The sequence below is a fragment of the Kitasatospora sp. NPDC057500 genome (assembly GCF_042802195.1).
Taxonomy (GTDB): Bacteria; Actinomycetota; Actinomycetes; order Streptomycetales; family Streptomycetaceae; genus Kitasatospora.
On sequence record NZ_JBHVER010000021.1, the window covers coordinates 13,587 to 28,359 of the forward strand.

Below are 14,773 nucleotides of genomic sequence, written 5' to 3' on the forward strand. Positions count from 1 at the left end.
GGTGTGGCGGCGGTGTTCCTGTCCCTGCCGCGCCGCCGGTTGTGCTCGCCGTTGACGGGCCTGGCCGCGGGCCGGGGGTGCTACTTGTGGGTGGTGGCCGTGGCCGTGGCCGTGGTGAAGGTGGTGTGCTGGACGGTTTCGACGGTGGCGGCGACGCCGAGGGTGCCCAGGGCGATGGAGGCGAGGACGGCGGCGCAGGCCAGGAAGCGGCGGTGGCGCTGGGGCAGGGGGAAGCGCGGTTCCTGGAGGGTCGCCTGGAGGCTGGCGTTCATGGCACCGAAGGTTCCACGCCGGTGTGAACGATCGCTACGTGCGGGTGAAGTCCGGATGGGTGGTGGGCGTCGGTTTGGGCGATATGTGTAACGCCGCAGGTCACGGCCCCCGGGGAGGGACTTTCGGCCCTCCCCGGGGGCCTGTGGTTCACTCGGGAGGGGGACGCCTGGCGCCCTTGCGGACGTCGGCCAGGGCCTCGCCGACCGCGACCCGGACGGCGTCCCGCAGGCCGTGGGAGGGCTGGAAGCGGGACGGGCCGGCGGACGGGTCGGAGCGCAGTTCCTTCACCAGGGCGACGCACAGCATCAGCATCACCGCGACGAACGGCAGCGCGACCAGGATGGTGGCGTTCTGCAGCGCGGTGAGCCCGCCGGCCAGCAGCAGGGCGGCCGCGACGCCGCCCATCAGCACGCCCCAGACCACCACCAGCCAGGTGCGCGGGTGCAGCGAGCCGCGGCTGGACAGCGAGCCGAGCACGAGCGAGGCGGAGTCGGCGCTGGTGATGAAGAAGGTCATCACCAGCAGCACCGCGACCACGCTGGTCACCGCACCGCCCGGGAGTGCGCGCAGCATCTCGAAGAGCGAGGCCTCGGCGCCCTGCGGGATGGTGGCGACGAGGTCGGCGGCGCCGGTGGTGTCCAGCCGGATCGCGGTGCCGCCCATCACGCAGAACCAGATGACGGTGGCCCCGCTGGGCACCAGCAGCACGCCGACCAGGAACTGCCGCACGGTGCGGCCGCGCGAGATCCGGGCGATGAAGGTGCCGACGAAGGGCGCCCAGGAGAGCCACCAGGCCCAGTAGAAGATGGTCCAGGTGCCGAGCCAGTCCTCGTCGGTGAAGGCGCCGGTCTGGGTGGACATGGTGGTGAGGTTGGAGAGGTAGCCGCCGACGGTCGAGGGGATGGAGTCCAGCACGAAGACCGTCGGGCCGACGAGGAAGACGAAGACCATGATCAACGAGGCCAGCACGACGTTGGCGGTGGAGAGCCACTTGACGCCCCGGTGCACGCCGGAGAAGGCGGAGAGCACGAAGGCGGCGGTCAGCGCGCCGATGATCACCAGTTGGGTGCGCTCGCTGTTGCTGACGTCGGAGATGTAGCCGAGGCCGTCGGCCACCTGGAGGGCGCCGAGGCCGAGGCTGGTGGCGGAGCCGAAGACGGTCGCGAACACGGCGAGCAGGTCGATCGCCTGGCCGCGCCAGCCGTTGGCACCGCGCTCGCCGATCAGTGGGACGAAGGCGGCGGAGATCCGGTTGCCCCGGCCCTTGCGGAAGGTGGTGTAGGCGAGGGCGAGGCCGCCGACGGCGTAGATCGCCCAGGGGTGCAGGGTCCAGTGGAAGAGCGAGAATTCGAGCGCCTGCTGGGCGGCGGCCGCGGACTCGGGTTCGACGCCGGAGCCGGGCTGCGGGGAGGCGAACAGCTGGAGCGGTTCGCCGACGCCGTAGAACATCAGGCCGATGCCCATGCCGGCGCTGAACATCATGGCGACCCAGGCCGTGGTGGAGAACTCCGGCTCGTCGTCGTCGCGGCCGAGCCGGATCCGGCCGAAGCGGCTGAAGGCGAGCACCACGGTGAGCACGAGGAACACGTCGGCGGCGGCGACGAACAGCCAGCCGAAGTTGTGCAGGACCCAGCCGAGCGCGGTGCTGGAGGTCCGGCCCAGCGAGTCTTCGGCGAAGACGCCCCAGGCGACGACCCCGAGCACCGCGACGGCGCCGACCCCGAACACGACCCGGTCGAGGGGGAGGGTGGCGGCGGGTTCGTCCGGCGGCTGCTCGGGCGGCTGACTGGTCATGGGGTACCTCTCGCGACGTACTGGCGGACCGACGGCAATGCGTCGACGACATGATCGAAATCGGGATACATGTCGTACTATGTCCAGTTCTCGCCGGGAGAGGCGGCAGGGCACGCCGGGGAGGCGCGACCTGAGCCGGTGTCAGGCGGCCGCGTACGGGAGGGACGGCGGCACGGCGGCGTCCAGGTACCCGGCCAGGGCGTTGCGGCTGCGGGTCAGCTCGTCGATGCGCGCGTCGAGTTCGGCCAGTTCGCCGCGGAGGGTGCCGAGCAGGTCGGGGCAGGCCATCAGGGCGGGCATCGGGCCGGTCGCGCAGGGGAGGATCTGCGCGATCACCCGGGTGGACAGGCCCGCCGCGAGCAGGCTGCGGATCTGGCGGACGCGGACGGTGTCGCCCTCGCCGTACTCGCGGTAGCCGCCGGCCGAGCGGGTGGGTTCGAGCAGGCCCTGCTCCTCGTAGTACCGCAGCAGGCGGGTGGACACCCCGGTCAGGCGGGCGAGTTCTCCGATGCGCATGATCGGACGAACGCCTCCGTCCGGCGGGGTGTTCCCGTCCACCCGGTGCGCAGGCGCTTATCCGGCGGCCGGTCCGGCCGGTCCAGCCGGTCCGGCCGGGTTCGCCAGGAAACCCGTCACCAGGTCCCGCAGTTCGGGCAGCCGCTCCACCATCGGCAGGTGGCCGGACGTCAGCTCGGCCAGCCGCGCGCCGGGGATGCCGCGGGCCAGGGCGCGGTGCTGCTCCGGCGACACCAGGCCGTCCTCGGTGGTGGAGACGACCAGGGTCGGCACGGTGACGCGGGCCAGTTCGGCGCGCACGTCGGCGCGGGCGGCGAGTTCGAACTGCCAGCGGAAGCCCGCCGGGACGGGCCCGGCGGCCAGGGCGGCGCGCAGCCCGGCGAGCCGGTCGGCGGGCAGTTCCTCCACCCAGCTGCGGCCGAAGCCGACGGCCACCGTGTGGTCGGCCCACAGCGCGGGGTGCCCGGTGAGGGCGATGGCCTGGTCGGCGAGCAGCCGGAACCGCTGGGAGCCGCCGGCCACCCCGGCGAGCAGCAGCAGCGAGCGGACCCGGCCGGGGTGGCGGGTGGCGATCCGGACGGCGACGGCGGCGCCGAGCGAGTAGCCGGCGAGGTCGAAGCCGGCCAGCCCCGCGTCGTCGGCGGCGGCCACCAGGCGGTCGGCCAGTTCGTCGAGCGAGTGCCGGGCGCCGGGTTCGTCGGGGCTGTCGCCGGAGCCCGGGTAGTCGGGGGCGACGACGGTGCGGCGGGCGGCGAGGTCGTCGAGCAGCGGGCCCCAGTTGTCGTGGGCGCTGCCGCCCGCGCCGTGGGCCAGCAGCAGGCCGGGGCCGGTTCCGCGGACGATGCGGGCGAGCGGTGCGACGGGGGCGGGGGCGGTGGTCATGGCGCGCTCCTGTACGGGTGGTCCGGGGATCGGTGGGCGGTCGGCCCGCTCCGCACGGTAGGAGTTCACACCGGTGTGAGGGTCAAGCCCCGGTTCGCCTGACGCGGCGTCCGCGGCGGCCCTATGATCCGACCGTGGCCGGGGGAGTGCGCGCCGTGATACCCGCCGGGCGGCCCGTGGCCGTCGTCGGCGCCGCAGGCGCGCCCGTTCCGTCCCGCCGCGGCCGCTGTCGCTGCTGTTGCCGCTGTTGCCGCTGTCGCTGAGTCCCCCCGCGCGCCGTCGCACATCCGCGGCTGTTCCCGCGCCACGACCACGACCGACGCGACGACCACGATTCACGACCACGTCCACGATTCACGACCACGACCCTGATGCGAACGGGAGTGTGCCGATGTCCTCCGACATCCCCTCGGAAGCCGCCCACGACGGGCCGCACGGCCACCGGCGGGGCATCGAACGCCGCGAGCTGCTGCGCCTGCTCGCGGTGGCCGGCGCCGTCGCCGCCCCGGCAGCGGGCGCGCTGGCCGGGGCGCGGCCCGCGGCGGCGGCCCCGGCCGTCCCCGCAGCCCCGGCCACTGCCCCTGCCCCGGCCCCGGCCACTGCCCCTGCCTCGGCCACTGCCCCTGCCCCGGCCGCCGGGCCGGTGCCCGGGATCGTCAAACCGCTGCCCGCCGACTGGTTCGTGCCGCGCGGGACCAACGCCGAGATGCGGTTCGACGCGCTGCGCACCGGCGCGGACGGCGCACCGGTGGGCCGGCTGGTCCCGGTGGAGCGGTTCTTCGTCCGCAACCACACCAGCACCCCGCTGATCGACGCCGCCACCTGGCGGCTGAGGCTGTTCGGCAGCGGCCTGCGCGGCGCCCCGACCGCCGACCGGCCGCTCGAATTCTCGCTCGCGGACCTGCGCGCCCTGCCCGCCCACACCACCACGGCGCTGATCGAGTGCGCCGGCAACGGCCGCAGCTTCTTCGCCGCCCAGCAGCACCAGACCGTGCCCGGCACCCCGTGGACGCTCGGCGGGATCGGCTCGGCCCGCTGGCGCGGGGTGCGGCTGGCGGAGGTGCTGCGCCGCGCGGGACTGACGCCGGACGCGGTGGACGTGATGCCCGCCGGCCTGGACCCGGAGCCGGTCGTCGGTGGGGTGAACCTGGGCCGGGTGCGCCGTCCGCTGCCGGTCGCCAAGGCGCTCGACGACGTGCTGCTGGCCTACGAGATGAACGGCGAGCCGCTGACCCCCGACCACGGTGCGCCGGTCCGGGTGGTGGTGCCGGGGTGGGTCGGGATCGCCTCGATCAAGTGGGTCGGCAGCATCGAGGTCGCGGACCGTCCGCTGTTCTCGCCGTGGAACACCGACTCCTACCGCCTGTTCGGCCCGGACCACCCGCCCGGCGGCAGTGCGCCGCTCACCACCCAGGTGGTGAAGAGCGCCTTCGAGCTCGCCCGCGACGCCGTCCTCCCGGCCGGCCGCGCGCACCGGCTGCACGGGCGTTCGTGGTCGGGCGCGGCGCCGGTCCGCCGGGTCGAGGTGTCGGTCGACGGCGGCCGGCGCTGGCGCCCGGCGGAGCTGCGCGACCAGCCGCGGTACGGCGACTGGACGCGCTGGAGCTTCGACTGGCGCCCGGAGCGGCCCGGCCCGTACGAGCTGCGGGCGCGGGCGACCGACCGCCGGCGGAGGACCCAGCCCGAGGTGACGGTGTTCAACCGCGAGGGCTACCTCTTCGACGCGGTGGTGGTCCACCCGGTGACGGCGGTCTGATCCGACCGTCCCCGGCCGCCGTCATCCGACGTTGGACGGGATCTCGTACGGGGGCGGGTAGGCGGTCTCGTACGGGGTCAGCACCAGCCGCACCACGTCCTCCAGCCGCCGCCGGGCGTCGCCGAGCGTGGTGCGGCCGGTCACCCAGGCCGTCAGCTCGCCCTGCCAGGCGTGGCCGACGATGTGCCGCACCAGGTCGCTCGCGGCGGCCGGCACCTCGTCGGCCATCACCGCCTGGAGCGCCGTGCTGTCGGCCCGGGCCATGCCCTGGAGCGACTCGCTGGCGAAGGGGTCGGTGGAGGCGGCGACGGCCACCCGTAGCCGGGCGAGCTCGGGCTGGCGCTGGTAGGCCCGCATGCCGCCGCGGACGAACCGCACCACCCGGTCGGTGGCGCCCAGGCCGGCGCGCGGTCCGCGCAGCTCCGCCACCAGGTCGGCGAGCAGCAGCCGGTGCCACTCGGCGATGGCCGCCGCCAGCAGGTGGTCCTTGGAGGAGAAGTAGCGGTACGCCGTCCCCAGGGCGACTCCGGACCGCTCGCAGACCTGTTTCATCTGCAGCCGCTCGACGCCGATCTCGTTCACCAGGGCGAGCGCGGCCGCGATCAGGCTTTCGCGGCGTTCGAGCTGACGCGGAGACATCGCCTCCACCGGTCGTGGTGACAGGTCAACCTTGGTCACCCGCACCATGATACGGGCCGGGGCCGCTCAGGAATATGACGCCGACCGGCCGCCCGTCGTTCGCCCCCCGGCCACCGGGTGGTGGCGGGGGCCCACGGCGGGCGGCCGGGGCGGGCCGGACGCGGCTCAGCGCGGCGTGACCAGGCGTTCGCGGATCAGGGCCTCCTGGACGGCGGAGGCCACCAGGCGGCCGCCGCGGTCGTAGAACTCGCCCAGCGCCAGCCCGCGGCCGTCCGAGGAGGACGGGCTGCGCTGCGCGAACAGCAGCCACTCGTCGGCCCGGAACGGCCGGTGGAACCACATCGCGTGGTCGAGCGAGGCCATCAGCAGCCGGGGCGCCTCGGTGCGCTGGAAGAAGTTCGGCTGGACGTGCAGTCCGGCCGTGGAGGCGAGCGTGAGGTCGGAGAGGTAGGTGAGCGCGCAGACGTGCAGCAGCGGGTCGTCGGCGGGCAGCCGCGAGCCGGTGCGCAGCCAGACGAACTGCTGCGGCATGCCGGGCACGGCCGGCGGCACGCCGGGGGCGTCCGGCGGGACGAACCGCAGTTCCAGGTCGCCGAAGCCGGTGTCGGCCAGCGCGGCGCGGGCCGCCTCGTCCCAGAGCGAGAAGGCGTCCGGCAGCTCCTCGGGGCCGGGCAGCGGCGGGCCCTCGCGGTGCCGGTCGGCGGCGGGCTCGGGGCGCTTGAAGGAGGCGGAGAGGCTGAAGACGTCCTCGCCCCGCTGGACCGCGGTCACCCGCCGGGTGGCGTACGAGGTGCCCTGGCGGACCCGGTCGACCCGGTACTCGATGGGGCGGGTCGGGTCGCCCGGCGTCAGGAAGTAGCCGTGCAGCGAGTGCACCGAGCGGTCCGCGCCGATCGTCCGCCCGGCCGCCACCAGGGCCTGCGCGGCGACGTGCCCGCCGAACGCGCGCATCGGCGCACCGGCGTGGCAGTGGCCGCGGAACGTGTTCTCGTCGAGGCGCTCGATCCGCAGCAGCTCGGCGAACGGGCCGACCGTGCCGGTGGCCCGTCTGTCCTGTTCGGTCAGCTCTGTCACAGGCCCAATAGTGGCAGACCCGGGCCGGGTGCCGATGTGACCTGGGTAACCCCGACGGGCGAACACGTTTGCTAGAACATGTTCCATATTTCGAAGACCGGGGAATCTCCGGAGGGTGATTGTCAGTGCCCCGACCTAGCGTGCTCGGCATGTCGCAATCCGCACACGCGTACGCCTATCTGCGCCCGTCCGCCGTCCTCGACGGTGAGGCCGGCCGGAGCCTCGCCCTGGAGACCTCCGGCGGTACCACCCCGCTCGGGGCGGCCGCCCACCCGCGGTTCTTCGCGGGCTTCCTGGCCGAGCCCGCGCCGGCCGCCGCCGCGCTGCTCGCCGTCGCCGACGTCGCCGCCGCCCGCTACTACCAGCCCCAGCTGCGCGCCTCGCTCGACCCGGTGGTCACCGCCAACGGCGACCGGCTGCGCTTCGAGTCCTTCTCCGGCTGCTGCGGCGTCTACGCCCGCCTCGACGTGCTCGCGGCAGGACTGGACGGCGACGAGATCGGCCACGGCACCACCAACGTCGACGTCAACAACCCGCTGCGCGAGGCGCTCACCCGGATCGGCCCCGCCGAGCCGCTGCACCTCGCCGTCGGCCCGGACGCGCTGGAGGTCACCACCTTCGACGGGCCGGTCGTCGAGAAGAAGGTCCCGCTGCCCGAGCGCTGGCTGCGCGGCTTCGCCGAGACCCAGGTCACCGCCGCCGGCTTCGACCTGCGGGCCGAGCTGTCCGCCGCCGAGGCGGTCCGCTTCCTGCGCTCGCTGCCGCGCGGCGGCGGCGGCCGGGCCGGGGCCCGGGTCGCGCAGTGGGTGGTCCCGGCCGGGCGGACGCTGCGGCCCACCACCCGGCCGGTGCCCGGCGCGGTCTGCCTGCCCGGGCCCGAGCGGCTGGCGGCCCTCCAGCGGGTGCTGAGGCACGCGCGGGCGCTGCGGGTCTACGGCCCGCCGGTCACCGGGAGCGGCCCGGCGGCCTCCGCCTGGGAGGTCGAGCTGCCCGGAATGCGGCTGACCCTCACCCTCTCGCCGGACGCCTCCCGGGGCTTCAGCGGCGAGGGCGGGGTGCTCGGCGCGCTCGCCACCGGCTCCGTCGAGCAGGACGCCGACCTGGTCGCCGCGCTGCTCGCCTGGGAGCCGCGGATCGAGATCGCCGAGCTCGCCGAGCAGTCCGGGCTCACCCCGGCCCGGGTGCGGGCCGCGCTCACCCGGCTCGGCACCGCCGGACAGATCGGCTACGACGCCGCCGAGGCCGCCTACTTCCACCGCCGGCTCCCGTACGACGCGGGGCGCGCGGAGGCGGCCAACCCGCGACTGAAGGCGGCCCGCGCGCTGGTCGCGGCCGGGGCGGTGCGGTTGGAGAAGGGTGGTGCGACGGCCGTCGTCACGGTGGACGACCATGTCCAGCGGGTGCGTACGGAGGCGGGCGGCGCGGTCGGCTGCACCTGCCTGTGGTGGGCGAAGTACCGGGGCGGGCGCGGGCCGTGCAAGCACGTGCTGGCGGTCGGCATGGTCCGCGAGGCGCGGGCGCAGGGCAAGGCGGACGGACCGGCACAGGAGGCGGCGCGATGAGCACCGGGACGAAGGACACGAAGGCCGTGAAGACCGTGAAGGCACGGCCGGTGATGGCCCTGACGGAGGCGGTGAAGGCCGTGCTGGCGGCGGTCCGGGAGGGCGAGACCGGGCGGCTCCCGGGGCTGCTGGCCGCCCTCGGGCCGGCCGAGCGGCGCTCCTGCCTCCTGGAGCTCAAGGAACTGCGCCGGGCCAACCGCAACGACTGGTCCAAGGAGGCCCGCGGGCTGATGGGGGCGCTGCTGGTGGCGGGCGCAGGCTGCCACCTCGGCGCGGCCGGCGCCGCCACCTGGATCGGCGCCCGGGACTTCACCGGCCGCTCCTGGGCCCGCCACCCCGCGCTCGCCGACGTCGTCGAGGCGCAGCCGGTGGAATGGCAGATCGACGTGATCGGCCGGCTCGCCGCCAAGCGCGGCAGCGGATGGAGCTGGGACCTCTACCCGCTGATCGAGCGGGTGGTGCGGCGCACCGGCTGCACGGTGCCGGCCTCCGACGACTTCGTCGCCGAGTGGCTGCGCTCGGCCGCCGGGGCGGAGAACACCCCGCGCGGCACCTCCACCACCCTGCTGGAGCGGCTGCGGACGGACACCTTCACCCCCGTCCTGCTGCCCCGGGTGTTCGAACTCGACGACGTCGCCTGGCCGCTGGACCGCGACTACACCACCCGTTCGGGTGACAACTGGCCGGCCGCGATCGCCGGACTCGCCGAGTCCGGGCACTTCGGGCGCGAGGAGCTGATCGGCCTCTGCCTCGGTCGCCTGGTGCGCGGCGGCAAGCTCGCCGACCAGCGCGCGTTCCTCGTCGTGCTGACCGCGCTCGCGCCCACCCCGCAGGAGTACGCGGCCCGGGTCCGCGACCTGCTGGCGCTGCTCGACGGCCTCGCGGCGGTGGCCGGCCACGCCCAGCAGGTGCTCGTCGGCCTGGACGAGGCCGGGCTCATCGAGCCGGAGGTCGCCGGCGAGGCCGCCGCGGTGGTGCTGTTCCGCAGCGAGAAGAAGCTGGTGCGCGCCCAGCTCGGCTGGCTGGATCAGGCCGCGAAGCGCTCGCCCGAGCGGGCCGGACCGGTGGTGCTGGCCGCCGCCGAGGCCTTCGGCCACCCGGACAGCGCCATCCAGGAACGGGCGCTCAACGTGGTCGCCCGCCGGCTCAAGGCGGCCGGCGATGCCGTGCTCCCGCAGCTGCTGGTTGCCGCCGAGGCGCTCAACCCCGCCCACCACGCCCGGGCCAGCGAGCTGTTCGGCGCGCCCGTCGCCGGCTCGGGGGACGACGACACGGCCTGGGCCGAACTGCTGCCGCCCGTTCCGGTCCCCGCCCCGCTCGGCGAACCGCTCGCCACCCCGGAGGAGGTCGCCGAGGAGCTGGCCGTGCTGCGGGCCGCCGAACGGCCGGACGTCCCCGTCTTCGAGCGGGTCCTGGACGGCCTGGTCCGGCACGCCCACCGCGACCGGGCGGCGCTCGTGCGGGCGCTGGAGCCGGTGCTGCGGGTCCACCAGTGGCAGGACGTCGCCCGCTGGCGGGACTGCGGCCCGGGCGACGTGCTGTACCTCGCCGCGGTGCTCGCCGGGAAGGCCGAACTGCACCGGCCCGGCTTCGTCCTGCGGAAGAACGGCCACGACCCGCTGCGCGGCACGGACACCACCGAGTACGGCCACGTGCTGGCCGCCCGGATCTCCGAGGCCGCCGAGCGGGCCACCGCCGACGGCCCGCCGTACCTGCTCGCCACGCCGACCGACGCCACCGGCGCGATCACCGCGAGCGCGCTGGTCGAGCGCCTCGCGGGGTACGAGGCGGCGGGCGTGGCGGCCGGCCGGGCCGACCTGAGCGCCGCGCTGCTGCGGGTCGCCCCGACGGCGGACCCGGCGGTGCTGGCGGCCGCCGACCGGCTCACCTCGGCGGCCGGTCGGTGGGCGGCCGGCTGGCTGCGCGACGGCGGCCTGCCGGACCAGGCCTCGGAGCGGGTGCACTTCGCACCCGCCGCCGACTCCACGCGCAAGCGGCGCTGGAGCACCTGGTGGGAGGACCTGCGGCGGATCGCGGTCACCCAGCGCGGCACCGGCGGCCCGGCCGGCCCGGCGGGCGAACGGCTCGCCGCCGAGTTCCGGGCGCTGCTGGAGGGCACCGAGCCCAGCGTGACCCGGGTCCGCCGCTGGGACGGGTGGATCCGGGAGCCGAATGCGCACTGGGCCGCGATCCTCCCGCACCACCGCGAGGAACTGGCCGCCCGCTGGCTGGACCGGTTCGCCGACTGCGCGGACCGGGAGGGGCGCGGCACCGCCCGGATGCTGGTCGTGCTCGCCGAGGCCGGCGGCCCGGCCGGGCGCGCGCTCCACCTCGCCCTCGCCTACGGCCTGGGCGCCCGCTACCCGGAGGACCGCGCCGCTGCCGTCGACGCCCTGCTCGTCCTCGCCGCCCGCGGCGACCTGGACGGCGCCCTGCTCGGCCGCGAACTGGGCGAGCTGGTGGCGCTCGGCACGGTCAAGGCCAACCGCCTCGCCCAGTCCCTGACCGCCGCCGCCGACACCGGCGCCCACGCCACCGTCTGGTCCGTGCTGGCCGCGGCCCTCCCCTCCCTCCTCACCGGCGAGGCCCAGCGCGGAGCCGCCGAGCTCGTCGCCATAGCCGCCGACACCGCCCGCCGCAGCGCCGCCCGCGGCCCGATCCCCGAAGTCACCACCGCCGCCGCCCGCCCCGGCACCAGCCGCCTCCTGAAAGAGGCCCGAACCCTCCGCGACCTCCTGGGGGCTTCCTGACGCTGCCCCTGTGACGGCCCGGCTCTGTGGCGGTGGTCGTCCACCTGGGGGTGTGGTGGTGGCTTGGCCGGGGTGGGTGGCTTGCCCGCCTTGGCGGGGGCTCCCGGGGGAGGCTCGCAGGTTCCGGGGCCTCCTGACGGCTTCCTGATGCCGCCTGTGACGGCTCTGCCTCGCGGCGGTGGTCGTCCACTTGGGGGGTGTGGTGGTGGCTTGGCCGGGGCGGGTCGCCTGCCCGCCCCGGCGGCAGCCGGCCCCTGGGGGAGGCCGGCACCCATCGTGCCCCCTTGCCTCCATCCGGCCGCCAACCCCACCGCCCCGGCCCGCCCGGTGGGCGGCAGCTGTCTTCGCCAGCAGGAGGTCAGTGCCCTTCCCGACCTCCTCGCCACGCTGTCGGGGTCGGGGGCGCTGCGGTGGTTCCCGGGGGTTGGTGCGGTCGGGTTCCTGGTTGCTCCGCCCCGGCGGCTCGGCCGCCGGGGCGGACCGGGTTTGAGAACGGTCGTTCTTGACCGAGCGTTCTTTAACTCGTAGAGTCCTCGGCATGGGAAGACCACGCGCCTTCGATGAGGAGCAGGCTGTGCGGGCGGCGGCGGAGTTGTTCGCCGTCCGTGGGTACGAGGGGACCTCGGTGGACGATCTGGTCACCGGGCTCGGGGTGCACCGGGGGAGCCTCTACAAGGTGTTCGGGAGCAAGCGCGGGCTGTATCTCGCCGCGCTGCGCCGGCATCTCGACGAAGAGGTGCTGCCGCTCGCGGCGGCGTTGCGGGAGGCCGACGGGCTCGGCGCGTTGCTGGCGCAGGCGGTCGCCGCGTTCGACGGCGGGCCGGCGGCCGGGTTGCTGCTGTCGGCCGCCGTGGAGCGGGCGGGGGGCGATCCGGAGGTCGGTGCGCTGGTCGGCGAGGGGCTGGCGGCACTGGACGGCGCGGTCGAGCAGGTCGGCGGCAACGGGTCCGGAACCGCCGGGGTGCTCGCCGCGACCGTCCTCGGCCTGCGGCTGCGCGCCCGCGCCGGGGCCGGGGGGCCGTCCGCCGACGCGGTGCTGGCCTTCGCCGAACGCGTCGGCTGACCCCCGGTCACCTCGGCCGACTCCGTCACCTCGGCCACCTCGGCCACCTCGGCCACCTCGGCCACCTCGGCCGCCTCGGCCACCACAGATCGTCCATCAGGGAGGAAACAGTTCCATGGCCCGTGTCAGCATCACCGACCAGACCCTCGTCGTCGAGATCGAGGGCCTCGACCGGCTCTGGGCGATCCGCAGCCGGATAGAGATCCCGATCGGCAACGTCCGGGGCGCGACCGTCGACCCCGGGATCTTCCGGGAGCCCAAGGGAATGAAGGTCGGCGGCACCCACTTCCCCGGCGTGATCACCGCCGGGACCTTCCGCTCGGGCGGAGAGTGGGTGTTCTGGGACGTGAAGAACCCCGCCAAGGCCGTGGTGATCGAACTCGCCGACGAGCGCTACAGCCGGCTGGTCGTGGAGGTCGACGACCCTCGCGCCACCGTCGACCTCGTCGAGCAGGCCCGGCGGCCCGCCTGACGCCGTCAGACCGGCACGCCGTCGCCCTCGGCCGCCGCCCGGGGCCGTGACCCGTCGGCGTCGGTGTCGGTGGTCGGGCCCTCCGGCACCACCAGCGGCGCGCCGTCCCGGGCCGGCGCGGCGACCGCCCGCCACCAGCGCCGCAGCTCACCCGGCCCGCCGGGCCCGGCCGGCTCGAAGGGCTTGCCGGGCCGCGGCACCGCCAGCCGGGCGCCCTGCGCCCGGGCGGCGGCGACCACCCGCTCGGCCGGCTCCTCCCACGGGTGCGGGGCGAGGTTGAAGGTGCACCAGTGGATCGGGAGCAGCAGGTCGCCGCGCAGGTCGAGGTGGGCCCGCACGCCCTCCTCGGGCGTCATGTGGACGTCGGGCCAGAAGTCGCTGTAGGCGCCGACCTGCATCATCGTCGCGTCGAACGGGCCGAGCCGGCGGCCGATCTCGGCGAAGCCGTCGAAGTAGCCGGTGTCCCCGCTGTGGAAGACGGTGCGGCCGCCGCCGGCCACCACCCAGGACGCCCAGAGGAAGAGCGGGCTGGTGCGCGGGCCGCGGCTGCAGTAGTGCCGGGCGGGGGTGGCGGTCAGGGTGAGGCCGGCCACCTCGGCCGACTCCCACCAGTCGAGTTCGACGATCCGTCCGGCCGGCACCCCCCAGTGCTCCAGGTGCGCCCCGACGCCGAGCGGCACGGCGAACACCGCGCCGGTGCCGGTCAGCGCCCGGACGGTGCCCATGTCGAGGTGGTCGTAGTGGTCGTGGGAGACCACGACCACGTCGACCGGGCCGAGTTCGGCGAGCGGCAGCGGCACCGGGTGCAGGCGCTTGGGGCCGGTCCAGGAGAACGGGGAGCAGCGCTCGCCCCAGACCGGGTCGAACAGCACCCGGCGGCCGCCGATCTCGGTGAGCACCGTCGCGTGGCCGAGCCAGGTGAGCCGCAGGCCGGAGGCGGGCGGCGCGGCGAGGTCGGCCGGGAGCAGCCGGTGCAGCGGTACGGCGGCGGCCGGCGTCCGCCGGGCGCGGTCGGCCGCCAGCTGGGCGCGGGTGATCTCCAGCGGGCTGCGCGCGGAGACCATCCGGCGGGTCGGGAGGGGGTTGCGGAAGGCGTCGTCGGTGAACTGCGGCGAGCGGCGGATCCGGGCCAGCCGTTCGCCGCGCGGCTCGGCGCCGAAGGCGTCGGTCCGGACCCGGTGCCAGGCCGCCCGGGGCAGTCCGGCCAGCCCGGGGGGTGTGCCGAACGCGGAGGACGCGGCGGAGGCGGCGGAGGACAGGGCCGAGGAGAGGCCGAGGGCGCGGGAGTACCACGGGGCGGCTGGGCGGGGCACGGCACCTCCAAGGACGGCGACGGATACCTGGCATGCCGGGGCGCGTACCACCGACCGGAACGCCGATTCGGTACGACAACCATCTCGTCGGAGATTACTCGCGCTCGGCCCTGCGGACCCGGCGAGCGGTGGCCGCAGTCCGCCGACCAGGGGCCTTCCCGCGCGCTCAGGCGTAGAAACGGGTGATCGTCTCGGCGACGCAGTGCGGCTTGGCGCTCTCCGCGCTGGTGATGGTGAACCGGACCACCGCCTGCACGCCGCCCCCCGCCTCGGTGGCGGAGACCAGTTCGGCCTTCGCCCGGATCGCCGTGCCGACCGGCAGCGGCGAGGGGAAGCGGACCTTCTCCGAGCCGTAGTTGAGCGCCATCCGCACGCCCTCGACGCCGTAGCACTCCTTGGCCAGCACCGGGATCATCGACATCGTGAGGTAGCCGTGCGCGATGGTCGAGCCGAACTGGCTCTCCTTGGCCCGCTCCGGGTCGGTGTGGATCCACTGGTGGTCGCCGGTCGCCTCGGCGAACAGGTTGATCCGGGCCTGGTCGACGGTGTGCCACTGGCTGGTGCCCAGCTCGGTGCCGACGGCGGCGGTCAGCTCGGCGAGGGAGGCGAAGGTCGTCACGGGGGCACTCCTGGGGCAGGCGGGACGGTCGGCGGTGCGGATGCTGCGGTGAACTCCGCA

Annotated in this window: 13 protein-coding genes; 5 read left to right on the forward strand and 8 right to left on the reverse strand. The window is 75.5% G+C overall.

What is annotated here, in order from left to right; all coding sequences use genetic code 11:
* Positions 1-80: 80 nt before the first annotated feature.
* The 4 genes from ACFU74_RS07140 to ACFU74_RS07155 form a co-directional block, all read right to left on the reverse strand.
* Positions 81-272, reverse strand: a complete 192-nt coding sequence (locus tag ACFU74_RS07140; protein ID WP_380753048.1) for a hypothetical protein — start codon at positions 270-272, stop codon at positions 81-83.
* A gap of 148 nt (positions 273-420) precedes the next feature.
* On the reverse strand, positions 421-2,067 hold the full coding sequence (locus ACFU74_RS07145) for a BCCT family transporter (RefSeq protein ID WP_380753051.1): 1,647 nt from the start codon (positions 2,065-2,067) through the stop codon (positions 421-423).
* A 141-nt stretch (positions 2,068-2,208) separates the two neighbouring features.
* A complete protein-coding gene (locus ACFU74_RS07150) occupies positions 2,209-2,583 on the reverse strand; it encodes a MerR family transcriptional regulator (protein WP_380753054.1) in 375 nt (124 codons plus the stop codon).
* A gap of 57 nt (positions 2,584-2,640) precedes the next feature.
* Positions 2,641-3,465 carry an alpha/beta fold hydrolase gene (locus ACFU74_RS07155; RefSeq protein ID WP_380753057.1) on the reverse strand — a complete coding sequence of 275 codons (825 nt, stop codon included), beginning with the start codon at positions 3,463-3,465 and terminating at the stop codon, positions 2,641-2,643.
* Between the two features lie 391 nt (positions 3,466-3,856).
* On the opposite strand from ACFU74_RS07155, the gene ACFU74_RS07160 reads away from it, so the two are divergent.
* Positions 3,857-5,221: a sulfite oxidase gene (locus tag ACFU74_RS07160; RefSeq protein WP_380753060.1), complete on the forward strand. Its 1,365-nt coding sequence runs from the start codon at positions 3,857-3,859 to the stop codon at positions 5,219-5,221.
* A gap of 21 nt (positions 5,222-5,242) precedes the next feature.
* Here ACFU74_RS07160 and ACFU74_RS07165 read toward each other — a convergent pair whose 3' ends face one another.
* Positions 5,243-5,899: a TetR/AcrR family transcriptional regulator gene (locus ACFU74_RS07165; protein ID WP_380753062.1), complete on the reverse strand. Its 657-nt coding sequence runs from the start codon at positions 5,897-5,899 to the stop codon at positions 5,243-5,245.
* A 126-nt stretch (positions 5,900-6,025) separates the two neighbouring features.
* Positions 6,026-6,934: an acyl-CoA thioesterase gene (locus tag ACFU74_RS07170; RefSeq protein ID WP_380753065.1), complete on the reverse strand. Its 909-nt coding sequence runs from the start codon at positions 6,932-6,934 to the stop codon at positions 6,026-6,028.
* A gap of 149 nt (positions 6,935-7,083) precedes the next feature.
* On the opposite strand from ACFU74_RS07170, the gene ACFU74_RS07175 reads away from it, so the two are divergent.
* The 4 genes from ACFU74_RS07175 to ACFU74_RS07190 all read left to right on the forward strand — a co-directional run bounded on the left by ACFU74_RS07175 (position 7,084) and on the right by ACFU74_RS07190 (position 12,781).
* A complete protein-coding gene (locus tag ACFU74_RS07175; protein ID WP_380753068.1) occupies positions 7,084-8,496 on the forward strand; it encodes a winged helix-turn-helix transcriptional regulator in 1,413 nt (470 codons plus the stop codon).
* Complete coding sequence (locus ACFU74_RS07180; RefSeq protein ID WP_380753071.1) at positions 8,493-11,246, forward strand: DUF6493 family protein; 2,754 nt, start codon at positions 8,493-8,495, stop codon at positions 11,244-11,246. The genes ACFU74_RS07175 and ACFU74_RS07180 overlap by 4 nt, the downstream gene beginning before the upstream one ends.
* Before the next feature lie 538 nt (positions 11,247-11,784).
* Positions 11,785-12,309, forward strand: coding sequence for a TetR/AcrR family transcriptional regulator (locus ACFU74_RS07185; RefSeq protein ID WP_380753074.1), 525 nt, complete (start codon positions 11,785-11,787; stop codon positions 12,307-12,309).
* Between the two features lie 115 nt (positions 12,310-12,424).
* A complete protein-coding gene (locus ACFU74_RS07190) occupies positions 12,425-12,781 on the forward strand; it encodes a hypothetical protein (protein ID WP_380753077.1) in 357 nt (118 codons plus the stop codon).
* A 5-nt stretch (positions 12,782-12,786) separates the two neighbouring features.
* Here the strand turns inward: ACFU74_RS07190 and ACFU74_RS07195 are convergent, their stop codons facing one another.
* Together ACFU74_RS07195 and ACFU74_RS07200 are read right to left on the reverse strand one after the other, a co-directional pair.
* Positions 12,787-13,989 carry an MBL fold metallo-hydrolase gene (locus ACFU74_RS07195; protein WP_380753185.1) on the reverse strand — a complete coding sequence of 401 codons (1,203 nt, stop codon included), beginning with the start codon at positions 13,987-13,989 and terminating at the stop codon, positions 12,787-12,789.
* Positions 13,990-14,260: 271 nt separating this feature from the next.
* On the reverse strand, positions 14,261-14,713 hold the full coding sequence (locus tag ACFU74_RS07200) for a MaoC family dehydratase (RefSeq protein WP_380753080.1): 453 nt from the start codon (positions 14,711-14,713) through the stop codon (positions 14,261-14,263).
* Positions 14,714-14,773 lie beyond the last annotated feature (60 nt).